Genomic DNA, 24,584 nt, shown 5'->3' on the forward strand with positions numbered 1-24,584 from the left:
TTCCTTCAGTATGCGAGCACAATGAAATTGTGCACACCCCGCCAGCTACTTCTTAACCGAAAAGTCCATTTTTTGGTTCGCCAGCTTTTCAGGCTTCCCAGTCCAGGCATATGCAAGCAAGGTTGGCTCGAAATCGCCTGTTGTCATCCGGTGCGCCCTTTTCGGAGGATTGAACAACAGCGAACCCGGCGAGAACACACTGTAGTTGCTGTCTGAAATCGACCCACTGATGCAAATGTAGGACTCACTGATTCCGTCATGGCTATGTTCAGGGTATGTGCATTTGGGCGCAAACAGCACCACCCCCAGAATCAAATTTTCGCTGATTACTGGGCCGTTCGGGCCGAGCAATTCAGCATACGCGTATTTTCGAGCCAATCCGGGACGCATACGCTCATAGCCATATCGCCACGTCAGTTGCTCCTGCACACGCATTAAGGCTCTGGACAAAGGCGCAGTGCGCTCGTTTAAGCCCTGATCAATGGCTCGATTCAACCAAGCGCATACAGGCAAGTGATTGGGTTGGTCGAAAGCAACTGTGGGATTCTGTTCCAGCTCGGCGTTTAGCCGGTTACGAACCTCCTTTAGATGAGACCGTATAGTCGGGTTTCCACCGGCTGAACCAAACCGATAAAGTAGCCAGAACTCACGCAGCAGATATTGCCAGTCGACTTGATCAGAAAGCTTACCCACCCTTTCTCCTTGCAGTTATGCATTTGAAAACCAGGGCTATAGTAGGCATTCAAATTGAGGCGATGTATCCGAGGATTCCTCGACCCCGACACCAGCTGATTGTCCAACGGATTGGGCCCACCTTAGGCTTGGAGGCGTCAAAGAAAAGCACTGACTCGAATGTCCGCTTTTGTTTAAAACCGAGAGCCTAAACGGAGGCGAGCCAATATGTGATAAAGATTCCCGGCCACAACTGGTGACTCATGCCACCGTAACGTGGCTGAAGCGGGCTAAATATGGTGGCAAGAGCTGCTAAGCACAAAAACTGGAAAGGCGCAGCTTGGCGCCGCGCCTTTCTTACCTCAATGCTTCGCCAACCCCATGCAATTGGCATAGAAGGTTGTTGTCGCCGGCCAGTCTGAGAAGATACCGATGACACCCACCTCACGGGCGAGGACATCAATTACGGTAAGCATGTCGCCGTCGTTGTTAATGGCATCGGTCACCGTCTGGTAATACCAGCCACCACCGTTTTCCAGCGGGCCACTGCGTTCAACCGTCCAGGCGATAAGGTCCAGACCGGCGGTGCGAGCATTCTCGGCGTACTCCGACGGAACAATCTCACCGTAGCTGTCGAGCGTCAGCATTTTCCAGAGGGCCGGCGCCAGAATATTCACGCCTCGGGCCTTCAGGCTCTCCATGTAGGCCAACGACGTGTTTTCCGGCGTGGGCCGGGACTGATCAAGGAAAACCGCCTGCCGGCCAAACCTGGGCGTTTCGTTCACCCAGAACAACACATCGTCGAGATCGAACGACTGAGGCCATACCTCCTCAGGCCTGACTCCGGCATCAATGTAATCCTGGATCACCTGGCGGGCATAATCCTGCTGGCTGTAGTCACCCTCAAACGGCATATCCACCACCGGCGATTTCAGCTCCGGGGTGAACTTTACGCCCAGCGCCTTGAACAACTCGATGCTTTCCTTATGGGTCATCAGCGTACCCCGGCTGGCATAAAGATCGGTGCGCCAGTCGGCTGTGCCAGCCAGATACTCCTCCGGGGTGGTCGCCATGGGGTTATAGGCATCCATCTTGCCCTTCAGGGTCTTGAACTCGGCCAGAGTAATATCACTGGTGCGACACTCGGCCCGGGCCGGTATGCCTGAGGCCGGATCGGCCGGAACAAATGGCTGGGTGCACTTGGCGTTCAGCTCGGGTACCGCGACGATATTTGTGGTGGTGTGCAGGTCGTTCTGGGCGTGCCGGCAAACCAGCTCACGGTCCTTGGTGAATGCAACGTCGCATTCAACAATGCCCGCGCCCATTTGCGCTGCGGCAACGTAGGACTCCTTGGTGTGTTCGGGAAACTGCAGCGGTGCACCACGATGGCCGATGGAGAAATCAGAACGCTTGAGATGGCGGGCATTGCAGGACTGCAGGCGCTCCTTCAGCCGGCCCTCATCCATATTCTCAACCAGCCATAACGGCCTTGGCCCCAGATGGATGGGCTGCTTACCGCCAGCGCGCTTATGCCAGGATTGGACAGGCACATCTTTCCAGTCATCCAGACCAGGTGGAACCCAGGAGTCGGGGTGTGACTTACCCGGCGCAGCTTGCGCCACAGAGAGGGCGACTGTGCATAGCAACAGGCCCAGGATCGTGCGTAACTTCATAACCAGCTCCTTGTGAAATGAATGATACTGCATCATCAGTGTTCACAAGGAGGGTTACGACAGAAAGACGTTTTCGTGAAGGCCAAGTGATACTCAGCCCGCTGTTGATGCCTCGTATTCACGAATCATTGAGAACAACTGATCCTTCAGATTCAGCCGCTTCTTCTTGAGATTTTCCAGATATTCATCGGAGGTGTTTTCCGCGCCCGTTTCAATGCGATGAACGGCGTGGTCCACTTCATGATATTCATCAAAGAGCTTGGCGAAGTGACTGCTGTTGGTCTTCAGCAGGTGAATGGCTTCTTTGGATTCGGGCAGTTCGTGAATCAGATCGTGTTTTTCCAGGGACATTCGCGCGGTCTCCGTGACTGTGGGGGATGAGATGTAGTTGACTCATCCCAGTGTATGGCTCGCTGCCTTCGTCAGTCTTGATCCCCGTCAAGCGCCAGTACGCCTGCGCGCCCAATTACCGCGCAGGTTCATCGTTCCGGATACGGAGAAAGCTGGCAAAGCGCGGCAGACCAGTGGCGGTGAGGCCATAGTACTTGAATGTGATCGTGGTTCCGGGTTTTGGAGGTGAGGCTCGCTCGGAGTCGCTGAACCCCGAACCAATCCTGAATTGCCTGCCATCTTCCAACTCCACGAGCAATGACCCCATCACCCCCTCGTATTTGCCCTTGCCAGGCAGTTGATGAACCACCACCGCTTCGGCATCCTGATACCGTTTCACTTTCAGCAGATCATTCGAGCGCCCGCTTCGGTAACCACTGGCGCCCAGCCGCAACATCAAGCCCTCTCCCCCACCAGCCACCACCTTGTCCAGACGCAGCATCAAATTCTCATGGCTGCTCGCTCGTTGCTGATCGACAAGCGCCATATAGGGTGACCCGACTTTCTTGATCAACGCCTTCAGCCGGGCCAGACGTTGATCGAAGGTAGCCTTCTGATCCGGAAGATCAAACACCATGAACCGAATCCGCCGCCAATCGTCCTCATCGGGCAACCCCTGACGCACTGCTCCTGACAATTCCGCAAAACGGCCGCGCCCCATCCAGAGTTCACCGTCCAGGGGGTGCTCCGGAAACCCTTTGGTGAACCAACCGGGTGCCCGATACTCATGACCACCACGGGAAAGAAATCGCTCGCCGGTCCAATATGCGCGCACCCCGTCGAGCTTTTCACTGACCCAGTAGCCGTCCAGCGGCATGCCCTTTTGATACACGTTGGCGAGTGACAGCTCGGGCGGTTTCGCTACCGCCACGGGGGAAAACAGAAGGGAAATCAGCACCGGCAGCGCGGCGCTGAACAATCGAAACGGCATGGCAATTCCTTTGCTCTCAGTTGCTTTTTCCTACAGAGGCCAGACTTTCCTTTCCGCCCCTGGTCAGCACCAGCGCGTTAGTCGTTTCCGCAGGTGCTCCTCACCTTTTCCCGGAAATCCTTACGAATACGGGTATTTTCGGCCTCATTCACATAGACCCGCTCGCCCTGATCGTTGATGTTGTAAAAGGTTGAGACGCTGGCCAGGTGCTTGAGGCGCGCCCGAAGCTTTCTGCACAGTTCGGCTTGCTTCTCCGCTTTCTCTTCAGCCTTGGCATTGGCTGCCTGCCGCGTCTCACGCTCTTCCTGCTGCTGCTCCAGAAACTCGGTCATCTTCTGATGCCGCTCCCGGGCTCCCGCATCCACGCTGGCCGGGGCGGCCTTTACCGTAACTTCACTTGATGCCGCCTTGGCCGGTGGACGGTCTCCAAAATGGGTCTGACCGTTGGCGTCGACCCATTTGTAGACGCCGGCGTTTGCCGAGAGGGGGATAAGACAGACAAAGATCAGAATCAGAAATGCTTTCACAAAGAACTCCTTTTCACTTCGTTAATTCCCTGGCTTACCTGCGAGGATATGCCTTCTACGTCGTTGGAAAGCCTAGCACCTCAGCGAGGAGTAGGTAAGGTCACCTGCTGGTTCAACTGAAGATTCTAGGAGAACTCTGGTCCAACCTCTCTCCGCAAGTAAGCCCTAAGCCACCATTGCCTCGTTCAGATTCGGCACGCTGTACTGCATCTCGTCTTCCCGCGTGTCCCATGGGAAATTTCTGTTTTTTGCCATTTGGGCGGGATAGCCCTCTTTCTCCCACCACTCCAGATCCAGTGTGGTCCAATAGTCTGCCGGGCGCCCGCGCTAGCCCGCTGCATCGTGCTCGGCCGTGCCGGTGGTCCGGAATAAACTGCCCCCCCAGTCCTTAACGATCGAAGTAAGAATTCCTGAAGCGAACAGGACAAGCAACAAAACTTTCAGCATTCCATAATCTGCAAAAGCCCCCGCAAGCATCATCAGGAGCTTCCAGCGAGTCTTTACAAACTCTTTGGGTTGTTGCTTGTGAGTCCAAACCGAATCAGCAAGATTCCTTATATTTCACCCAGCCATTCTAGCTCGGTGAATTCGTGCAGAATTAGGAAACACACTGATGTCGATGTTTGCATAGTCACCCCAAGGCAACCGCTCAATGAAACCCCCTGCATCTAAGTGCTTGGCAAACCCACTGATGTCCTTCTGAGGAGCCTGCTTGGGAATGGCATCCCGGCGATAGGCGCCAGATACGTATGTGGACATCAGTTCGTTACCGGCTTGCATGGTGTTTAATGCCCAGGAGTTGGCCAATTTATGCCAGCATTGTTCCTTGCTTCCCATCCGCCAACGGCAGGCCGCGGCCTTGAATATGGGCGTCGAGAATGCAGTGGTGTTGAAAATTCATGCTCCGAAGGCGGTCCCGGTAGGTTTGCTCGTGGTTCTCGCGCCAGGACTCGGGTGCCATTTTCCGCCACTTGAACGGGTCCCGCCCGGTACGCTGATCCCATTCCCGGGTAACCAGGTCCCTTGAGCGGAATGGCTCGAAGATGGGCACATCCGGCAGGGGCCGGGTGACGTCCATGTACTGCTGGAGCATGTCCCAATAGGCATAGACTTCCTTCTGGTCCATGGCATCGGTAAGCAACCCCTTCATCCACAACTGGTATTTGCTGTAGCGGTGTTGCAGTACCAGGTTGAAGTACCGGCCACCACGGCCCGAGGGTGTGTGAACCAGATAGGCATCGAATTCGATGAAGGGAGCCTCGAAGACCTCGTTGCCTTCCTTGATCCGAACCACACCCTCCCGGCGGTACAGGCCCGTGGGGTTGGCTCGTTGGCTCTTGTCGGTGAGGCGGGCTAACAGGAGGCGGCCATATTTGCCGCCGAAGTAGCAGGCGGCAATTATTAAGTACATGTATAGAAAGACTTGAACCAGCGCAATAACGGAATGGAAATCTGGTCGATTAACAATGACTGAAAGTATGCTGACGATTAAGGGCAAAAAGGATATGAAAAATGCGAGAGCGGCGCACATGTAAAGGACATGCAAAAAGCCCTGCAGCCCACTCAAAAACCCCTTGCTGACCGAGAACACCAACTCTCCCCAGGGATGCCCATCCTCCACATCACTTTCATCTTCAAACAGCCGGGCGTAAGCCAACTGCGTCTCCATGGTGTTGGGCATGACCGGGTACTGGTAGTGGCCCCAGGGCAGGCGCTGGAATGCCTTGTCCATGTCCGGGTGGCCGCCCGGTGGTAGCACCGGGATAGCGTCGGAGCGGTAGGCGGTGTTCTGATAGTCTTCCCTCATAAGTGGCCTACTACGCCAGCATGGCCCCACGCGGCTCTTCCGGCAACTGCAGGCCCCGGCCCTGGATGTGGGCATCAAGGATGCAGGGGTGATGGAAGTGCGTGCTCCGCAAGCGGTCCCGGTATGTTTTTTCGTGGTTCTCGCGCCAGGCCTCCGGTGATATTTTCCGCCACTTGAACGGATCACGCCCGGTGCGCTGGTCCCATTGTGCAGTAACCGGATCACGGGGCCGGAAGGGCTCAAAGATGGGCACGTCCGGCAGGGGATGGGTGACGTCCATGTACTGCTGGAGCATGTCCCAATAGGCATACACTTCCTTTTGGTCCACGGCATCAGTGAGCAACCCCTTCATCCACAGCTGATGTTTGCTGTAGCGGTGTTGCAACAACAGGTTGAAGTAACGACCACCACGGCCCGAGGGCGTGTGAACCAGATAGGCATCAAACTCAATGAAGGGGGCCTCGAAGACCTCCTTCCCTTCTTTGATCCGAGCCATGCCTTCCCGGCGATACAGGCCCGTTGGGTTGGCTCGTTGGCGCTTGTCTGTGAGGTACGCTAATAGGAGGCGACCGTATTTGCCAGTGAAATATAAGACTGCAATTACTAAATAAAAATATTTAACCTCATGAAATAGATTAATGAAATTTTCAGCACCAGGCTTATTGATAGCCACACTGAGAATAAGAAGGGCAAGCCCAAATAGTGATATAAAAAAACCTACTGCCACACACATGTACATAATGTACAAAAAGCCCTGCAGACTACTCAAAGCCCCCTTACTGACCGAAAACACTGAGTCTCCCCAAGGATGGCCATCCTCCACATCACTTTCATCTTCAAACAGCCGGGCGTAAGCCAACTGCGTCTCCATGGTGTTAGGCATGACCGGGTTCTGGTAGTGGCCCCAGGGCAAGCGCTGAAAGGCCTTATCCATGCCTGGGTGCCCCCCCGGTGGCAGAGTCGGAATAGCGTCGGAACAATAGGCTGTGTCCAGGTAGTCGTCCGTCATAAGTTGTTAACTCGTAATCGTGAGCCAGCGAGGATTTTTGTCTGCATGTGCCGGTTCGTCCACAGCCGCTACCAGTGGCTGCTCTATGTCACTGGCCGGCAGCAGGACGCCGTTGCTCAGCGCAATCTGAACCTTCGCCGTCAGTTTTTCCAGAGTCTGCGAACGCCCCCACCGACGCCACTGGGGCTTAGGCATATGGAACCGAAGCATCTGACGCTCGGCATCGTAATAAACATACTCCGGAGTCAGAGCCTTTGTTTTGCTGCCATTCCGCCAGGTCATCCAAAAATGGGCCTGAAACTGTTCCTCCGGTTTGTCCACCAATGCAAAGGCGGCGGATCGGACACCGATCACATGCCCCTCCAAACGGCCATTTTCAAACAGCCGATTCTTCTCTTGGTCTGACAGCAGACCCCGATCATTGAAGCCCGCCAGGCTGTCGCTGTTGCCAACGAGCGGGAACATAGCACCCACCAGGAACTGAAATGCATCCTCCGGTGAACTGTGAAGATGCTCAAACTGACTTGCTGGCTCCACTGTGCCAAAAGGACCATTCTTGAGCCAGGCTTCAAGGTCATCATCGGTGCGCCATATAGCCCAGACCAAAGCTGCGAGGGCGACAATCAAGGCAACGGCCGCCAGGGCGGCCGCAAAGCTCACCCCCAGGATTGGAACCAACCCTGTTCCGGCGAGGTGAGAGAACATGAACACGCCAAAGCCGGCTGCGGCGGTAAAGTACCCCGCAGCGGCATCCGTGTCGTTGGCCTGCAACCGCTGCATTCCTTCCCAGAGCGACAACACCACCTCCAGGGTTGCGCCAAAGACCCCTGCAAACTTGGCGATTGACAGCATCTTATCGGTGAACAAACGCCTGGCTACTGACTTGAGGGCGCTATTACTGATTTTTTCTACATTTACTCGGGTTTTGGTTAGCCAGGACAGTCGGGTCTCCCTTACCAGGTTTTCAGCCTCAACGATGTGACCAAGCCAGTACATCAAGTTTGCAGTCCCGTAAGCAAGCCCAGTCAGCTTTTTCGCAGCACCATCTGGTGAAGCAAGGATTTGTGATGCTGCGCTAACCACATTCCACCCAAACAGCCCCAACATCCCCGGCGGCGCCCAGCGCAAGAGCACACTCCCGGCCCGGCTCATAAAACCTTTCGACATTTTGGCGGCGATGCTGTCCTTGTGTGCCAGGAACATCTCCACCTGAGCGGACGCGGTAGGGGCGCTACCCTGCAGGCCTGCCACCGAAGTGGCGGTGGCGAGCAGTTTGCCATTGCCATTGCGGATAACGGCGTAATTGCCTGCCATACCGGGACCCACTCGATTAATAACGCCACCCTTGGGCCGGACGATCTGGGCTCCGTTGGACTGTCGCAGCGTATTGTTGATGGCTTCGTTTGAGAATGCGCCGATACCCGCTGTCTGGCTACCAAAGCGCATGCCCAGTGGCACCATCTCTGGGTTGGGGTTGGCCATCATGGGGTTGGCGTGCCCCAGGACGAGCCCCTCAAGGAAAGGGTTGCCCAGTTTCATGTATCGTGTCGGGATCTGCAGCGTGTCTGTTACCTGGTAGATTGGGCCATTGCCGATGTTCCTCAACAACGCCCGCTGGGTAATCAGGTAGAACTCACTGCTAAGGTCCGCCATCAGTTGCCCCATGGTGGTGTAGGACGCCGTCGCCCACTGGAGCAATTCCGGGTCCGCCATGTTACGGATATTCTCGTAGACCTTCTCCCGCTCCTGTTCGCTCAGTTCGTACTGGTCCCGCAGGGCCTCCGGCAGGTCACCGACGGCCGGCCTTTGGGCCTGGAGCCATTTCAGGAGCCCAGGGCGGGGCTTGCCAGAGCCGTCGTTCGGTTCCGGCTCACCAACCTGCTCTTGTTCGATATCCGTCTCTGTTGCCAGGAAGGCAGACAAACCGGCTTGCCCGCGGGCCAGTTTCTTGATGAACTCTGCCCCGGCTTCGTCGCGATAGGCCTCGCTCTCCCTGGCGACTTTACTTACCAGCGGATCAAAGTGGAACACAGAGGTTTCCAGGTGGGCGAGCAGCGGATTCAGTGTTTGCAGGGAGATGGGGTGGCACAGGCCATTGAGCGCAAACAGGTCGTTAAACACCGGGACGGCCTGGTTTTCCAATAACCTGATCCTGCGCTCTATCAGCTCGTAGCAGTTGGCGCGACAGGCCTCGCGGTCTGCCTTGCGCAATGCTGCGTCCAGCTTTTCAGTGTCAACGGCATATCTGTAGTTGTCGAACGGGCCCCGTTCATAACCCTTGTGATCAAAGATGGCCGAGTGTACCAGCATGGCGCTCTTGAAGTGGGGATGCGCCTGGGCAGACTCCGCCACTGTCGACAGGTGGGTCAAGTGCAGACCAGTCTGGTTCGTGAGCCACTCCAGTTCAAACAACAAGTCCGGTAACGGCACAGCGGGTATGTTCCGTTCCCGGAGAGAGGCGAGCTGGTCCTCATCACTGTCGCCAGCCCTCAGGCGACGACGGACCTCATCCAGCAGTACCCTGCGGGCAGCTTCGGATTTATCCGTGGCTTCTGCCGCACCCGGGGTGGTCTGTCCGCCGCCGAACTGGGCCCGCCAGTCCTCCCCGAGCAGGTCGTCCACCCATCGGGTCAAACCGCCGGCGAACTCAACGGTCTCTGCCGCCTTACAGGCGAAGCCTTCCATCCGCTCCAGTTCGTACCGGATTTTGCCCAGCATGCTGTTGTCATCGTCCAGGCCGCTGCCGTCCAGTGCCTGGGCCACAACAGCAGGGTTGGTGGCATCTTTTTCACGGTTCGGGTCCCGGCGACGGCAAGGGGCTGCGTCGCTCAACGATACCCAATCCCTGCCTGAGTTATTGTCGGGGCCGAACCGTCGGCGGTGCCCATACCCCTTGAGCATCTCCAGGTTCTTACAGCGGGCGTGACGGCGGGCGTTAATGGCCCGCGCCCCGTTCTTGCCGTATGCGGGAATACCGGTCAGTTCGCGGTAACTAGCCGGAAGGTGGATGATTTCCTGCCCGGACTCCAGGGATTCAACGTACTCCCAACTCCACTGTTGCTCGGACCAGGCCAGTTCCACATCGCCAATGGTCCACTGTGCCGCCCCCACGGTCTGGAAACGGGCCGGTACCCAGAGCGTGTCCAATACCACGCCGGCGGGTTCACGTTCGCCCGCGGCGATGGGGCCTTCGCTTTTAACCAGTTCCCTGTAATGGGGCAGATCAATATCCCGCAACTTGCCATTTTCATCGGTCTGAAGTTCACGCCAAAGGATGCCTTTCCAGAAAACATACAGATAGCCGGGCCTTAGCAGGGCGTGCCCCGCTTCGCCCTCCACCCGTGGCATTTCGGCCAACGGGTAGATCGGAAACAACAGGTTGGGCTGGGTGTACGCGGAAAGCCGGGTTGGGTGAGGTTGATCCAGCAACGGCAAGCGCAGGGTGCCCCCCTGCTCCTTCTCAACCGTAAGTGTGAGGGTATGGTCAAAACGCTCAGCGGCACCCACCGCGTACTCGCACTCATAGCGCTGGTGCAATTGGCGCTGTTCCATTGAGAATGTGTTGACAGGCTCACCGTTTTTCTCCAATACCAGCCCATGGCCTGGGTGAACGTCGGTTCCGGCCACTTCAACATAGAGCTTTTCCGGCTCCTTACAGGGGGAGCCTGCTGAAATACATGGTCCTGTCACCGTTGACCCTCCTTCCAATTCCGTTTGGACATGAGCCCTTGATGAACGGCCAGCTGGCTTTCTGTGCTTAGCTGTAACCACCCTTCGCTCAGTGCCTGATCTTCCGTCGGCATTTCTCCTGGCCGTTCTGCCCTACAAACCTCCCCACCCCGGGGCCAAAGCCATTGACAGATCGGTCCATGAAACTTGGCCCGCTCTGTGTCCTCAAGGGTTGGGTAGAGCGCACTCGCAATCCAGGAATCGTGAAAGCGGAATAGAGAATCCACGCCACCTTCAACCCGAACAGACACCAGTGTCCGCAAATGGTCTGCCACGGTTTCAAGGCTTGTTTCAGAGCCCAGCATCGAACCGGCAAGGCCAGGAAACACTTGTTGCCACTGTTGTAACCATTTGTGGGGGTGGTCCAGCTTAATCAGCACCGGACTTACCTTAGCGAGCGCTTCGTAGGGAGCAAACTGATAGATTGCCACCCACTCCGGGGTCGCTATGTTTTTATAAACCAGATCCAGGGTGTTGTAGGCGGGGTGCGCCCCTTCGAGTAGCGCGAACCATTGCAAGCCACTGTCGCGGAAGCGGAAGCCGCCGGCCTCCATCGTTTCTATGTCGGCCATTATGCGGTCTCCCGACAGGGGCAGTGATCAAGGGGGCAACTACCATCGGGCTGCTCCATGCATTTGTCTACCAGTGCCAAGTCTTCTACCGCTGCGACTTCCAGCAGTTCTATGGTCTCATCTGCCTTGCCAATAGGACGAACAGGGGCTTCTGCCAACTTTACAGGCGCAACACCCCCCCCATTCTTCTCCACCAACCCAGGCATCTCCGGCACCTGAACCTTCTGACCACTCCCCTTACCCGGAGCCCCTCCAGCATTCAGCTTGATGACAGTGCCACCCATGGCCACGCCGCTTGGGTCGATCTTCACAAAGCTGCCACCAGCCTTGAGGGTGATTTCCGCACCCGCTTCAATCACGGCTTTCTGGCCGGCCTTGATGTGCAGTTCGGTGCCGGAGTCAGTTAGCCAGGCGGTGCCGGCTTTGAGGTGGAGGGTGCCGGTAACGCTGAAGCTATGGTCTTTCCCGGACTGTTCGCGTTTCTCGCCGGCCACGGTTTGGTGGCTACTGCCTTTGACGTGGCTGAAGCGATGCTTGCTGACCGTCAGGTGGCTGTCATTGCCGATGACTTCGGTACGGTTGTTTTCGGTGAGCAGAGCCAGGTCTTTCTGGGCGTGAACATAAACCTGTTCTTCGCCGGCTTCGTCTTCAAACCGCAGCTCGTTGCTGCCCTCGCCCTTGTGGGTTTTGGTTTTCAGGGTGGTTCGGGTTTTGTGTTCCGGCAGAGCGTACGGCGGCGTGTTGGTGACATGCCAGGTCCGGCCGGTGATGATGGGCTGGTCAGGGTCGCCGTCCAGGAAAGAGACGATCACTTCATGGCCAATCCTCGGCAGTGCGGTGAAACCATACTGGCCGCCGGCCCAACCCTGGCTGACCCGGAGCCAGGCACTGCTGTGTTCGTCATTTGACGCATAGCGATCCCAGGGAAAACGCACTTTCACCCGGCCATATTGGTCGCAATGGATTTCTTCGCCTTCCGGGCCGGTAACCACCGCCATCTGGGGCCCATCCATCAGGGGTTTGTGTTCACACAGCGGCCGCCAGCTCCGGTCTGCAGGAATGGCGTTAAAGTGGTTGCCATAGCGCGTCGGTTCGCTGCCACCCTCTTCTTCCAGGGCCTGTGGTTGTGAGCCGGTGTGGGTGACCGCCGTGAGCAGCCAGTCGTGGTTCATGGCTTCATTGTCGTGGTCGGTTAGCGGCACCCTGGCACCAGCTGCGAAATCCGGGCGATTGCTCTCGCCAAAGGCTGTGCTGGCGTCGCTGCGCAGTGCCGCAAGCCTGGCTTCAGTGAACGGCCGACCACTGGCGTCCTGCTTGAATCGGCCAGGGTAGTCGTAGTGCTGGTAGTCCACCCGGTGGAGGATCTGGTCGCCAGCTTGTTCATGCATCAGGGCGTAAGCCGGGTTTTTGAAGGTGTAATCCTTCATGGCGACCGATGCGGGGCGTACTCGCTCCCGGTACCCAAACCGGAACACACAGGGCGTTCGGGCACTCCCTCCTGCTTTTCCGTTGTATGGGGCAGCCTCAAGCCTGGGCGAATCGCGATGATGATCGGCAAAAATCAGTGCAGGTGGCTCCTGGCCATCAAGGCCGCCATGCTGGTAGCGATAGTGCCAGCCTTCCTCCGCAGCCAGACGTTCAACAAAGGCCAGATCACTTTCCCGGTGCTGGACGCAGTATTCCCGCTCCTCGGGGCCGCGTTTAAGATCAAAAACGGTATCGACGATCCCCCGCTCCTCCAGCAGGGTACGCACAATCTCATCCGTGCCCCGGTTCTGGAAAATACGGCTGTTGTGCATCAGCGCCAGGCGCCAGAGCGGTGGCCGGAAAACCAGTTCGTAGCGGGTACGCCGATGGCCGGAATCGCCGCGGGCAAATTCGCTGACCACGCCGGTAAAGCGACGCAGCGGCATCCCGTCCTGCCAGACTACCAGATCCACCGGTTGCTCCAGCACATTCGAGGCGCCAACAGACGGATCGGTACTGGCCAGGTCAAGGCGTCCCTGGAACAGCTCGGACAGCCGTTCTGTCAGTGCAAAACCAACAACGGAAAAGTGGTCAGAGGAGTATTCGCCAATGGTGGCGGTAAATTGCAGTCCGTTTGCCTGGGGCATGTCTTCGGTCCCTGAAGAGAAAAGAAAATCCGGGCTTTCGCACCATCCTGTGCGAAGGCTCAGCCCTGATGAAAACGTCCTGCTCTCATCAGGGCGGCCCTGGTGTACTGAAAGAGTTTAATACAAGCTGCGGGGTATGCGGTACCCCGCCAGTAGTTGCTGTGTGAACGGGTTGGTATTGCTGGCCGCGTGGAGGCGATAACGCATCTCCCCGTCGTCAACCCGGAACCGGACATCCACCGCGCTGCTGCTCACGCCGGTAATGTCGGCTTTATCGAGCAGTCGGAACAGGGCCCAGGGGCCGCTTTCCGAGAGGCTGCGGGGTGAACGGTTCACCTGGACCGGCACCAGGGTAATACGGCTCTCAACAGAGTCCCGCAGGGTATTGGGCCAGACCAGCGGAATGCTCTGGCGCGGGCCGTGGCTGAACTCGACCAGTTGGCCATCCACATTCACCACGCTGCGGCGTTTGTTGGCTGAGAGATTGAGCGGTTCCAGCGCGAACTCCACATCCAGGGAACCACCCCGGGTAAAATAGGCCCTGCGGATTTGGTCGGCATTTTCCAGGGAAGTCAGTACCGCACCGCGCACCAGGCCGGCACGTCGGGCATCACCCACTTGTTCCGGGTGATCCTCGAGGAACAGTTTCAGGTTGTCCTGATAGAAGGCGTCCAATACGCCGCCCGGGGCAAAGAACCGTTCAAAGTCCTGCAGTGCAACATCCCGCCCGGAGTCCGGATTAAACGGATAGTGGCGGGCCAGATTCTGCTGAAAAGGCTGATACACCTCGCGATACCACTCACGCTCCAGCTGCGCCACCGCCTGGTCCAGAACCACCCGCCAGCTTTCCGTGGCCAACCGGGTCAGCAGCCGGTTCAGGGGCTCCGGCTGGTTGTCGGCCATGCGCTGCAGGGTGAAGATCGGGTCGGCTCCCTGCAGGCCCATGCGGGCCCGGGCGGCGGCCAACGCAGCCTTGCCCTTGTCTGGCGCTTCCTGGATGTTGCGCATGTACTCGTGAAGTTCACCGACTACCAGCATGATCTGTTCAAGCCCGGTTGGCTGATCGCCATTTTCCCCGGTCAACTGGTTGAGCTCCGCAAACTGCCGTTCAATATCCTGCAACATGCGGAAATGGGGCGACTGCTCCAGAAGCTCCCGGGCTGCGGCACTCTCCCCTTCTGCCGAAGGCACAAGACGCGTGTTATGGCGAACCTGCCCGAGCAGGCTTGCCAGGGGCTCGTGGCCGCTGGTCAGGCTCTCCAGAATACGTACGCCGTGGTTCAGGTCCTCAAACCGCTGAATATCGATGCGGCTCAAGGCAGTACGCCAGGCCTCGGCATAGTGCTCGGCATAGAGGGTCTGCAAACTGGCCAGCAGTCTGGCTTCATCCGCCTTGCTGAAGTCAACGTTGTCCCGGCGGCCCAGCACCCAGGCGTCCACCAGAGCCAGCTCCGTTACCGAGCCGGACTTGCGCAGGAACCATTTTTCCAGTCCCTCCCGGGTCAGCAACGCGGGGATGGTCAATGGATCTTCTTCCACCGCTGCCCCCGAGTCCGACGGCTCGCCATAGCCATCCAGCCGGGTGAACACCGTGCTGAATGCCGGCCCGGATGCCCGGGCCAGTTCCAACGGTGCCCGGAATTCCTGTTCTGCTTCAATTTCCAGATCCCGATAGACCCGGTCTGGCGTGGCAATCCGACCAAGCTCATGTTGTGCCCACTCGACACTGCTACGAAACGGCGCCAGGGTCATATCGGCAACCGCATCGCCCTGGCGAGTTAGCTGTGCCAGATCGGTATGCGCCATGGCATAGTCCAGATGACCCAGTAGCCGCTGCTGCAGTTCACTCTGGCCGGGGAACGCCTCCTGCCAGTGGTTCTGCATGTAGCGGGTCACAATATCGTCCCGACGACCACTGGCGTCATACAGCATGCGCAACACCCGCAGATGCTCCAGGCGCTCAGTGCTATTGTCCGGCGCCTGACCCATCTCGGCCATCACACCGAACATCAGGGCTGGCAAATATTGGTATGCCAGCATATCCAGGTAGGATTCCTCAACTTCCGGGCCCACCTCATGGCCACGGTACAGGCCCATATCACTGAGCAACGGCCAGTTCCGGCGATGGTCGCCAAAGGCCAGCGTTGCCTCACGAAGTTCATCCAGCGGGCCGAGCAGGTTCCGGCCGGTGTTGTCCGGTTCAAAGCCCACCGGCTGCCAGTTATCGATAAAGCCCTGAACACGGGCTTCCACGGCGGCAGCGGCCTCTGCATTCTTGATAAAGAAATGCTGCCAGCCGGCGGTCATACCCGCACCGGCACAAATAGCCACCACGGCGGCCACGGCCAGCCGGCGTTGCCGGGACTGAATCACCCGTCGGTTATCACCGGCCAGGCCAGCCTCCGGATAGATGATCTCGGGGAACAGTGCCCGGGTAAACAGGGTGGCGGACTGCCCTGCCCGTTGGGCAGGCTGAATGGGCCCGGCAATCTGGTAGTTGGCGGCAGCTGCCGAGACAAAGGCATCTTCCGGCACGCCCTCCTGCAACACCGAGGTGAAGTAGGTGCCGCGAACCATCGCCGGTGTCGAGAACACATCCGCAGACAGCAGGTCGGTCAGGAAATGCTCCAGAACAGGCTTCAGGCCTGCAAGCTGGCGGGTAAAGGAATAGGCCGCTGCCCGCTCCTCGGCATCCCGGGTATTGGCCAGAACATCCGGCAAGCGATCGGTAAGCCGCTCAACCATGGCGGTGTATCGGTCAGCGAACTGGTTCAGCCAATCGTCGTTATCCATCTGGCCTTCGAGGCTGAAGGTGAAGCCCAGGGCCTGCTCCTTGTCCTGCTTGCTCAGGGTCCGCACGAGCGGGCCAAAACCGTAAAGCAGGTCCATCTTGGTGAAGGTGACATAAACGGGCAGGCGGGAGCCGATCTGCTCCATCAGTTCCCGCAAGCGCGTGCGCAACAGGATGGCCCGGTCCCGCCTCTGGCCGGAGTCTGCCACGCTGAGACTGGCCAGATCTATGGCCAGCACCACACCATTCAGGGGGCGTTGAGGGCGATTTCGCTCAAGCCAGGCGATGAAATGATGCCAAAGACGCTGCTGGATCTCCGCGCCTGCGCCCTCACCCTGACTCTGGCTCAGCAGTTCACCATCAGGATCGATAAGCACGCCTTCATCGCCGATCCACCAGTCAAAACCGAAGGCATTGCGATCCACCCGATTGTTGCGGGTTACGTTGGTGAGCGTGTAGGTCTGCCCGGACCGTTGAATCAGGCTGGTCTTGCCAGCATCCTCAAGGCCCATCACCAGATACCAGGGCAGCCGGTAAATGCCTTTGCGGCCGGGGAGGTTGCTTTTCAGGGCCGCCAGCTGACGATCCAGCAGGCGCTGCTGCTTGCGCTCCATGGGCAGAATCGGATCTTCCTGTTCCTTCTGCGCTTCGGCCTGCCGGACGTTCACCTTGCGCAGGCGGCGCGCCAGCACCATGCCCCACATCATCGCGACCACAAGGACAACTCCCAGGGTTACCAGGGCCCGCATCTGCCAGGCCGCTAATGGAAACTCACCATTGAGTTCCCAGCGCGGCCCCAGCCACCAGGTGGCCACCAGCAAGGCGATAACGCCCAGTGTCAGGGTGACCGGGGCTGCGTTTTTAAGGTATGGCAGAAGCCAGCGACCGATGAGTAAAGCTTTTCTCCACATGGTTTCCATTCCTGCTGTGATTCCTTGGTGTGCTCCGGGGATCAGCCCAGCTTTTCAAGCTGCCTGATCAGAGCGGGCTCCCAGTCCTCGAGAGCCAGCCCGCGAACCTGCGTTTGCAGATCCTGAATCTGCTGCGTGGCCAGTGATTTCAGGCCTGCGTCTTTCATCAATCGGGCGCTGGCAAGACGCCAGTAAAAGCGGTCTCTTGGCTCTCTCGCTTCCGCCAGCCCGTCCTCCAGAAGTTGCATCCCGGCAGCCAGTCCCTTTTGTGAAACCAGATCCCGAGCTTTGTCATAAGCCTGCTCCCAGGCGTTGGCGCTGCCGGCGGAACCACCGATCGCCGGCGCGGACCAGAGCCACTCTTCTGCCTCGCGGGAGAGGAACGGCGTGCCATCGTTGAAGGTGAGCTCCGGCAACTGGGCAAGGCGCTCGACAAACTCCTTTGCAGACACACGGATTGCCTCTGCGCAGGCGTGGTGGCCAAGGGCCGTTGCGACCCGGGCACTTAGCCAATGGCCGTCCAGCCAGAATGGACTGACCGACAGGCTCTGCTCGATTTTCTGCCACAACGCCAGGTCTGCGGATTTTTCCAGGGCTTCCCGATAGTCAGCCACACGATCGGCACTCACGGCGGCAAGATCGGTGCGCTTTCCATCCCGTGTCGGCGGTACCGTGGTGATGTTCTGCCAGATAGCATACCGGCGGACCTGGTACCCCAGAGGCTGGTCCGGCCCGGTTTCGGTGAGCATGTCCGCGACTTTCAGAAGACTCTGCCGGGTTGCTCGCTCATCACCCGGGTCGAGGGTGAGAGCCCCCAGGGAGGGCTTTGCCGGTGCGGGTTTCTGCTCTGGCGTTTCAGTTCCCGAATCCTGGCTGACCTGCCCTGCCTGCGGACGGGTTTCGGGGGCTGCCGTGGCGTCGTTAACCCTGGGCAGCTTTTCAATTGCCCGTTTAAGATCCTGCAGTGACCCCTCCGGCAGTTCCCGGCCAGCGGCCTGGTCCATCAATCTGGCCAGAATTTCAAGGCAGAACGCCCGACCGTCGCCAACACTGCCATCGAACGCCAGGGCGTCTACGCCTTTGCCGGCACGCTGGAGCATCTGGGTGAACATCATCTTGCGGGCCCGCTTGCCCTTGTCCCCGGGATACGGCCAGGCCTGCTCCCACCATTCGTCGAGGATCCGGTGCAGCAGGTACAGAGACAGTGCGAACCGTTCACCGTCGCCGCCACGTTGCAGGGCGATCAGCAGAAAACCGAGTACTTTCAGATCCTTGCTGCGGTCCGAGAGAATCGTCAGGGCATCGCTTTCAACCTTGCTCCAATCGATATCGGTATGGGCCAGAGAGCCCACCTTCATGACCTCGTTTTCCAGAAATTCGAGCGTTGCATCGTCTCCAAGTGCCTCGCCGACACCGGAATCGCCGGGCAATGGTGAGACAACCTGTTCAACGTAGGGATGTTGCTCAATGATCTGCATGTTGCTGTCCTGATTCGCTGTGTTCAGCCGGCATTTACCAGCCACAGGTCTCGCGTAGCGGCTCGATTGCCCGGCGGTATCCCGAAAGATCAAACAGCAGGCCATCAATGCGACTGTTGGGCGAGTCAATGCGGGCCTCTGTGCCGTCGATCATGGCTTTCACGGTACGAATGGCTGGCAGTCCCCGGCCGCCGCTGAGCACGAAACCGTTGTCCCGCACCCGCCAGACGGTCTGTCCCCGGCCAAACCCCAGTTGAACCCGCTCCTCGTCCATTGCCTCAGGCAGCATCAGCGTGAGTTCAGTAATGTTGTTGTGGCACTGAAGGGCCAGCAGAGGTCGGGGAGGTTGAACCCCCAGAGCCGGAACCGTCACCAGTTGGCCAGCTGCTCGCCCGGTATTCCGGTAAAGCACGCCAGCACCGGCATTTTCTGCATCAAGGGTGGCGTAGGCCTGTCGCCATCGCTCGGATCGCCGAGCATCCGGGGCCGCAAGTTCCTCGCCTGATGCCGCCAGGGGGGTACCAAAAACTTCGTCAAAGCAGGCCAGCCGTTCAAGTCGCTGGGGCTCACTGGTACAGAGGCGGGCATCCTCAAGCTGGCCAGCGCAGGCATTGGCGACCAGAAGAACCTGCACCACAGCTGACGCTAAGTGACGTATTAATCGCACTTTTCGGGGAATCATGAGTCGGTCACCTGGTACTTGAGGCACTTATGGGCCAGGGTTCGCTTTGGCAGGCCGAGGCTTTCCGCCGCCTGGGCCCGGTTGCCAGCGTACTGGCGCAGACGCTCGCGAATAATCGCCGCTTCAAAGGCCTGTGCCGCGGCCTTAAGATCCCGGATCTCTTCTACAGCGGGTAGATCAACGGGATTTCTGTCTCTGGCATCCCAGGGCGCGCTGGTCCAGCCATCTGACTCTTCAAACAGGTCATTAATCCTCAGAACTTCCGGCTGGATATCATCCCCGCCCGGGGTCTGCAGGCAAGCCAGTTCAATGATGTTGCGCAGCTCACGGACATTGCCCGGGAAGTCGTATCCGGCCAGCAGGTGCAGAGCGTGGCTGGAAATGCCCATGGGCCCGATACCCTCACGCTCGGTATACAGGCGGATAAAGTGACGGCTCAGGGCTTCGAGGTCCTCGGGACGCTCCCGCAAGGGCGTCACCCGCAGCGGAAACTGGCTCAGGCGGTAAAACAGGTCCCGCCGGAAGCTGCCGTCTTCGATACCTGCCTGCAGCGGCTGGTGGGTGGCCGCTACTAGGCGAAAATCCGAATGCTGTTCCTCGCGGGCGCCCAGTGGGCGGAACTGACGGCTCTCCAACACCCGAAGCAGCTTCGACTGCAGGGCCAAGGGCATGTCGCCGATTTCATCCAGGAACAGGGTGCCGCCGTTGGCCTGTGCCAGAAGCCCCTGCTTGTCCCGGTCGGCGCCTGAGAACGCGCCTCGGGTATGCCCGAAAAGTTCGCTTTCGAGAAGGGTATCCGGAATGGCGGCGCAGTTGACCACCACCATCGGGCCGTCGGCCCGGTCGGACAGTTCATGGATACCGCGGGCGACCACATCCTTGCCGCAGCCGGTTTCACCCTGCACCAAAACGGACAGTTGGCTGCCGGCGGCCCGGACGATCTGGGCCCGGAGGCTGGTCATGGCCTGGGAATTGCCAACCAGGGTTCGGGCCAGTTGTTCGCACCGGGTGCGAACGGTTTCGGCGTCGTGCAAATGATCCAGTGACCGCTTGAGCAGGCGGCGCTGCCAGACCTGATCACGGCTCTGTAACTGGGTAATCCATTGATGAACCAGCAGTTGCCGTAGGCCACAATACAGAGGTTGGCCGATAATGCCGTCCCACTCGGGTTCGTCCCGACACAGGACGAGCATCCCCAGGGTTCGGCCATCATTACCAGTGAGGGGCTCGAGCCACAGGGAACGCGGCCGGTCGCTGGCCTCAAACAGGGCCTGGAAGCCGACGTGGTCCAGGCGATAGCTGGCGGCACGGGTAAGTTCCCGGGCTTTGCCGGTTTGCAGCACATGGGCAAAGGGGTGGCTGAAGTCGCCGCAGTCGAATTCGCCGTGTTCGGCGAGGTCGCTGCAGTGCAGGGTCCGGCCACTGAGGTCGAGTTCGAGTGCCCAGCAGCGGGTCAGGCCGAAGGCGTTTTCCAGCTGTCTTGTGGCGGTTTTCAGCAGATCCGGCAGGTTGTCCTGCTTGATCAGGGCCACCGCCAGGTCGATGCCGGTGTGCAGTTCCATCTGCATCCGTCCCATTCTTCCTTTCCCTGTTGGGTTGTTGTGGAGTTCGCCGACCGCGCAGTCTGCGGGGTGGCTTTCCAAAACACGCTGTGAATACATCCTTGTACGCTCCGCTCCGCCCCTCACTGCTTACTGCTCCTGCGTCGCAGTGAGGGTCCTGTCTTGGCCATCCCTGGCCAACACGTGAAGAGCTTTCGCTCTTCACCCATGGCTCCGCAGGGTTTTGGAAAGCCACCCCGCAGGCTACGCTACGCTTCAGTTGCCTTAGGCAACAGTTCCTACGAATCGATGCTCATCGACCCCCAGCGTCACCTTATTCACCGGCTCCCTCGCAGCCAGTTTCTCCAGCAACGCCAATGAAACCGGCGGCAACAACTCACCCTCTATGATCGACTCAAGCATCCTTGCGCCGTTTTCGCTTCTTGTCGCACGGCTGCGGATGGCATCGATCAGGCCGTCCTGCAGTTCCACTTCGGCGTGATAACGGGCCTTGATCTGGTCCGCCAGGCGCTGGAGTTTGTCGCCAACGATTCGGTTGAGGGTTTCCTCGCCCAGGGGCAGGTAGGGCACCACTTCCATTCTTGCCAGCAAGGCCGGTTTGAAGAAGCTGGCCAGTTCCGGGTAGAGGGCTTCGTCCAGGCTGGCCGGGGACTCGGCGTGGTTGACGATGGTCTGGTAGCCGAGGTTGGAGGTGAGGAAGAAGACAACGTTTTTGCAGTCGATGAGTCGGCCTTCGCCGTCAGCCAGTTCGCCTTTATCGAATGCCTGGTAGAACAGGTTGAGGACTTCCGGATGGGCTTTTTCGACTTCGTCGAGCAAGACCACGGAGTAGGGTTTCTGTCGGATGGCTTCGGTGAGGATGCCGCCTTCGCCGAAGCCAACGTACCCCGGCGGTGAACCGATCAGGCGTGAGACGGTGTGTTTTTCCTGGTATTCGGACATGTTGATGGTGGTGAGGAACTGGCGGCCGCCGTAGAGCAGTTCGGCCAGCTGTACCACGGTTTCGGTTTTGCCAACGCCGCTGGGACCCACCAGCAGGAAGGCGCCCATGGGGCGGCCGGGCCGGCGCAGGTCGGCGCGGGCGGTGAGCAGGTGCTGGTGCAGGCAGTCGATGGCGGTGTCCTGGCCTTTGATGTGCTCCTGCAGGTACGCCGGCAAGTGAGTAATTTTCTCCAGTTCGTCGGTGGTCATTCGATTGACCGGAATGCCGGTCCAGTCGGCGATGACTTCGGCCACCTGTCTGGCGTCAACGCGGGCGTGTACCAGCGGCTCGTCGGCCTGGAGTTCAGTCAGTTCCTGCTCGATGGCGGCGGCTTCGCTTTTCAGGTCCGGGCGTTCTTCTGTACCCCCATCGGTCAATTCAGAGGTATCCGCTTCGGCCTGCGATTCGCCGGTGAGCAACTGTTCACGAATCTCCACCAGTCGTGCCACCAGCTCGCGCTGGTCGTTCCAGCGTTGTTCCAGTGCTTCGGATTCGGCAGCGATCCCGGCAATGCGCTTTTCCAGTTCCCGTTCCCGTTCGGCATCCACGCTCTGCCCCAGGGTGTGTTCCCGGCTCAGCAGGTTCTGTTCCATGGCCAGCTGATGCAGCTCGCTGCGGACGTGGCTCAGGCGTCTGGGCGGCATGCTCAGATTCAGGCTGACCCGGGCGCAGGCGGTGTCCAGGACGTCGATGGCTTTGTCCGGTAGCTGGCGGCCGGCAAGGTAACGGGCAGACATGTCGGCGGCGGCTTTCAGGGCGCTGTCGGCGATCAGGACCTGATGGGCTTTCTCATAGACGGTACGCAGGCCACGGAGGATGTGGACGGCTTCGCCGGGTGTGGGCTCATCCAGCGCCACAGGCTGGAAACGCCGGCTCAGGGCCGGGTCTTTTTCAAAGTATTTCTTGTACTCGCGCCAGGTGGTGGCGGCGATGGTTCTCAGTTCGCCCCGGGCAAGGGCCGGTTTGAGCAGGTTGGCGGCATCGGAGCCGCCTTCGCTGTTGCCGGCGCCAATCAGGGTGTGGGCTTCGTCAATGAACAGGATGATGGGGGTAGCGGAGCCTTTGACCGCTTCGATCACGCCTTTGAGGCGTTTCTCGAACTCGCCCTTCACCGAGGCGCCGGCCTGGAGGGCGCCCATATCCAGGGTCCAGAGCTCAACGCTTTTCAGGCGGTCAGGCACGTCGCCATTGACGATGCGTAGAGCCAGGCCCTCCACCACGGCGCTTTTGCCCACACCGGCATCGCCCACCACAATAGGGTTGTTCTTGCGGCGGCGGCAGAGGATGTCGATCATCTGATCGATCTCGGCGTCACGGCACACCACCGGGTCCAGTTTGTCTTCCCGGGCCAGTCCGGTGAAGTCGGTGGCGTAGCGTTTGAGCGGGTCCAGATCCGCGCTGGCCACCGGTTGCCCGAATTCGTGCTCGCTCGGTTCCAGCCGCTCCGCGGAGCCCTGGGTGAACCGATCAAATTGCTTGCGCAGCTGCTCACGGTTGATGTCCGCCAGTAACTGTGCCACCCGGGGCATAAGGTATCGGTCAGCATTCATCAGCAGGGCCAGGAATACCGCGCCGGAACGCAGTTCGGTGTGGCCCAGTTCGGTGGAAGCCAGCAGCCAGGCATCCTGCATCAGTTCCACCAACAGCGGCGAGAACGATGGGTAGGGCTCAGCACTTTGCGCCTCTCCGTTCAGGCTGTCGCCTACCAGCGGTTGCAGTTGCTGATGCTCAATGCCGGTGTGCTCCAGAATCTGGCGCACGTCGGAAAACGGTGTTTCCAGCAGTTTGAACAGTAAATGGGCCGGAGTGATTTCCGCGCCCTGGCGGCTGATGCACAGGGCGGCGGAGGCTTCCAGCGCCTGGCGTGAAATGTCGTTGAGGCGCCCGATCAGCGCCGGCAGTTCTACCCGAATCACGTTGATGTCCTTATTTCGGTAGTTGGTCGAGTACGCGCAATACGTCCGTGATGCGCTCGTTCAGTGCCATGTTATACAGGGAGTAGATGCCGGCCATGACCGCCACAAACAGACCTGCAATGCCCCAGACGGGCATGCCGCTGCGCAACCGGTTCCGGGTTGGCGTCACGTTCGCCCGGGCATCCGCAAGAGGCGGCTGGTCCTGTTCCTCCTGCAACGCTTTCAGTTGCTCGTGCAGGCCACGGACAATCTGGTCGTATTCATCCCGGCCGTTTTCCATCACCTTGTACCGCCCTTCGAAACCCAGAGAGAGGCACAGGTAGATAAACGACAGCATGTCGCGATAGCGGGCCGGTTCCTGTTCCATCCGGGCAAGAATGGCAAAAACCTTTTCCCCACCCCAGGTCTCGTTGTGGAAGCGGGACAGCAGGGAGTGCTGAGACCAGACGCTATGGGCGCCCCAGTCGGTTCCCAGCACGGCCTCGTCGATGAAGGCGCAGAGAACGTACCGATAAGCGACAACAACCGGCCGGTCGTAACCCTGTTCCACCAGTTCCCGGTCGATGGCAGCGATTTCATCCACCACCTGCTGGTAGAGGGTTTCCACCGCGCGATAATCCGCCAGCCTGCGTATCCTGATCACCAGGCCAAGCAAGGGTGTGGCGGCGTCAATCAGGCGGTTATGTTCCAACCCCCTGAGCTGGAACTGCTCGTCGACCTGGCCTTCCCTGTTGCCCTCAGCGGCTGCCCGGCTGTTGGCAAAAATCAGATCACTGAACGCACTGCTGCCGGAATTCCTGCTGCCGTTGGGTAAGTCCATTACCTGTGCATCTGCCAT

16 protein-coding genes are annotated in these 24,584 nt (G+C 59.0%); all 16 read right to left on the minus strand.

Annotated features, from left to right (window positions below; all coding sequences use genetic code 11):
• Window positions 1-45: 45 nt before the first annotated feature.
• The 16 genes from ACO06L_RS12885 to icmH all read right to left on the minus strand — a co-directional run bounded on the left by ACO06L_RS12885 (window position 46) and on the right by icmH (window position 24,584).
• Window positions 46-693 carry a dimethylsulfonioproprionate lyase family protein gene (locus ACO06L_RS12885; RefSeq protein ID WP_202346115.1) on the minus strand — a complete coding sequence of 216 codons (648 nt, stop codon included), beginning with the start codon at window positions 691-693 and terminating at the stop codon, window positions 46-48.
• Between the two features lie 341 nt (window positions 694-1,034).
• The gene (locus tag ACO06L_RS12890; protein WP_202346116.1) at window positions 1,035-2,345 is read right to left on the minus strand and encodes a glycerophosphodiester phosphodiesterase family protein; all 1,311 of its coding nucleotides are present in this window, start codon (window positions 2,343-2,345) and stop codon (window positions 1,035-1,037) included.
• Window positions 2,346-2,438: 93 nt separating this feature from the next.
• Entirely contained in the window at window positions 2,439-2,696 is a 258-nt protein-coding gene (locus tag ACO06L_RS12895) for a YdcH family protein (protein WP_202346117.1), read from the minus strand.
• 115 nt (window positions 2,697-2,811) lie between these two features.
• On the minus strand, window positions 2,812-3,666 hold the full coding sequence (locus tag ACO06L_RS12900; protein ID WP_202346118.1) for a DNA ligase: 855 nt from the start codon (window positions 3,664-3,666) through the stop codon (window positions 2,812-2,814).
• Between the two features lie 77 nt (window positions 3,667-3,743).
• Entirely contained in the window at window positions 3,744-4,193 is a 450-nt protein-coding gene (locus tag ACO06L_RS12905) for a DUF4124 domain-containing protein (protein ID WP_320407620.1), read from the minus strand.
• Window positions 4,194-5,001: 808 nt separating this feature from the next.
• Window positions 5,002-6,000, minus strand: coding sequence for a hypothetical protein (locus tag ACO06L_RS12910; protein WP_202346119.1), 999 nt, complete (start codon window positions 5,998-6,000; stop codon window positions 5,002-5,004).
• Window positions 6,001-6,010: 10 nt separating this feature from the next.
• Window positions 6,011-7,009 (minus strand): hypothetical protein, encoded by a 999-nt coding sequence (locus ACO06L_RS12915; RefSeq protein WP_202346120.1) that lies wholly within the window; start codon window positions 7,007-7,009, stop codon window positions 6,011-6,013.
• A 6-nt stretch (window positions 7,010-7,015) separates the two neighbouring features.
• Window positions 7,016-10,699, minus strand: a complete 3,684-nt coding sequence (locus tag ACO06L_RS12920) for a hypothetical protein (protein ID WP_202346121.1) — start codon at window positions 10,697-10,699, stop codon at window positions 7,016-7,018.
• Window positions 10,696-11,310, minus strand: coding sequence for a DUF4123 domain-containing protein (locus ACO06L_RS12925; protein WP_202346122.1), 615 nt, complete (start codon window positions 11,308-11,310; stop codon window positions 10,696-10,698). Before ACO06L_RS12925 ends, ACO06L_RS12920 begins: the two co-directional genes overlap by 4 nt.
• Window positions 11,310-13,424, minus strand: a complete 2,115-nt coding sequence (locus ACO06L_RS12930; protein ID WP_202346123.1) for a type VI secretion system Vgr family protein — start codon at window positions 13,422-13,424, stop codon at window positions 11,310-11,312. Before ACO06L_RS12930 ends, ACO06L_RS12925 begins: the two co-directional genes overlap by 1 nt.
• Before the next feature lie 117 nt (window positions 13,425-13,541).
• A complete protein-coding gene (gene tssM / locus ACO06L_RS12935) occupies window positions 13,542-17,135 on the minus strand; it encodes a type VI secretion system membrane subunit TssM (protein WP_202346124.1) in 3,594 nt (1,197 codons plus the stop codon).
• Window positions 17,136-17,167: 32 nt separating this feature from the next.
• Window positions 17,168-18,604 (minus strand): type VI secretion system protein TssA, encoded by a 1,437-nt coding sequence (gene tssA / locus ACO06L_RS12940; protein WP_202346125.1) that lies wholly within the window; start codon window positions 18,602-18,604, stop codon window positions 17,168-17,170.
• 34 nt (window positions 18,605-18,638) lie between these two features.
• Complete coding sequence (gene vasI / locus ACO06L_RS12945) at window positions 18,639-19,241, minus strand: type VI secretion system-associated protein VasI (protein WP_320407619.1); 603 nt, start codon at window positions 19,239-19,241, stop codon at window positions 18,639-18,641.
• A 41-nt stretch (window positions 19,242-19,282) separates the two neighbouring features.
• The gene (locus ACO06L_RS12950; RefSeq protein ID WP_202346553.1) at window positions 19,283-20,854 is read right to left on the minus strand and encodes a sigma-54-dependent Fis family transcriptional regulator; all 1,572 of its coding nucleotides are present in this window, start codon (window positions 20,852-20,854) and stop codon (window positions 19,283-19,285) included.
• 258 nt (window positions 20,855-21,112) lie between these two features.
• Complete coding sequence (gene tssH / locus ACO06L_RS12955; RefSeq protein WP_202346127.1) at window positions 21,113-23,746, minus strand: type VI secretion system ATPase TssH; 2,634 nt, start codon at window positions 23,744-23,746, stop codon at window positions 21,113-21,115.
• 10 nt (window positions 23,747-23,756) lie between these two features.
• Entirely contained in the window at window positions 23,757-24,584 is an 828-nt protein-coding gene (gene icmH / locus ACO06L_RS12960; RefSeq protein WP_064229636.1) for a type IVB secretion system protein IcmH/DotU, read from the minus strand.

The organism is Marinobacter sp., from assembly GCF_965229985.1.
Taxonomy (GTDB): Bacteria; Pseudomonadota; Gammaproteobacteria; order Pseudomonadales; family Oleiphilaceae; genus Marinobacter.

Excerpts from the sequence above, each read along its gene's own strand:
- ACO06L_RS12890 (WP_202346116.1), bottom strand. The coding sequence starts at position 2,345 with ATGAAGTTACGCACGATCCTGGGCCTGTTGCTATGCACAGTCGCCCTC.
- ACO06L_RS12895 (WP_202346117.1), bottom strand. The coding sequence starts at position 2,696 with ATGTCCCTGGAAAAACACGATCTGATTCACGAACTGCCCGAATCCAAA.
- ACO06L_RS12900 (WP_202346118.1), bottom strand. The coding sequence starts at position 3,666 with ATGCCGTTTCGATTGTTCAGCGCCGCGCTGCCGGTGCTGATTTCCCTT.
- ACO06L_RS12910 (WP_202346119.1), bottom strand. The coding sequence starts at position 6,000 with ATGAGGGAAGACTATCAGAACACCGCCTACCGCTCCGACGCTATCCCG.
- ACO06L_RS12915 (WP_202346120.1), bottom strand. The coding sequence starts at position 7,009 with ATGACGGACGACTACCTGGACACAGCCTATTGTTCCGACGCTATTCCG.
- ACO06L_RS12925 (WP_202346122.1), bottom strand. The coding sequence starts at position 11,310 with ATGGCCGACATAGAAACGATGGAGGCCGGCGGCTTCCGCTTCCGCGAC.
- ACO06L_RS12930 (WP_202346123.1), bottom strand. The coding sequence starts at position 13,424 with ATGCCCCAGGCAAACGGACTGCAATTTACCGCCACCATTGGCGAATAC.
- tssM (WP_202346124.1), bottom strand. The coding sequence starts at position 17,135 with ATGGAAACCATGTGGAGAAAAGCTTTACTCATCGGTCGCTGGCTTCTG.
- tssA (WP_202346125.1), bottom strand. The coding sequence starts at position 18,604 with ATGCAGATCATTGAGCAACATCCCTACGTTGAACAGGTTGTCTCACCA.
- ACO06L_RS12950 (WP_202346553.1), bottom strand. The coding sequence starts at position 20,854 with ATGCAGATGGAACTGCACACCGGCATCGACCTGGCGGTGGCCCTGATC.
- icmH (WP_064229636.1), bottom strand. The coding sequence starts at position 24,584 with ATGGCAGATGCACAGGTAATGGACTTACCCAACGGCAGCAGGAATTCC.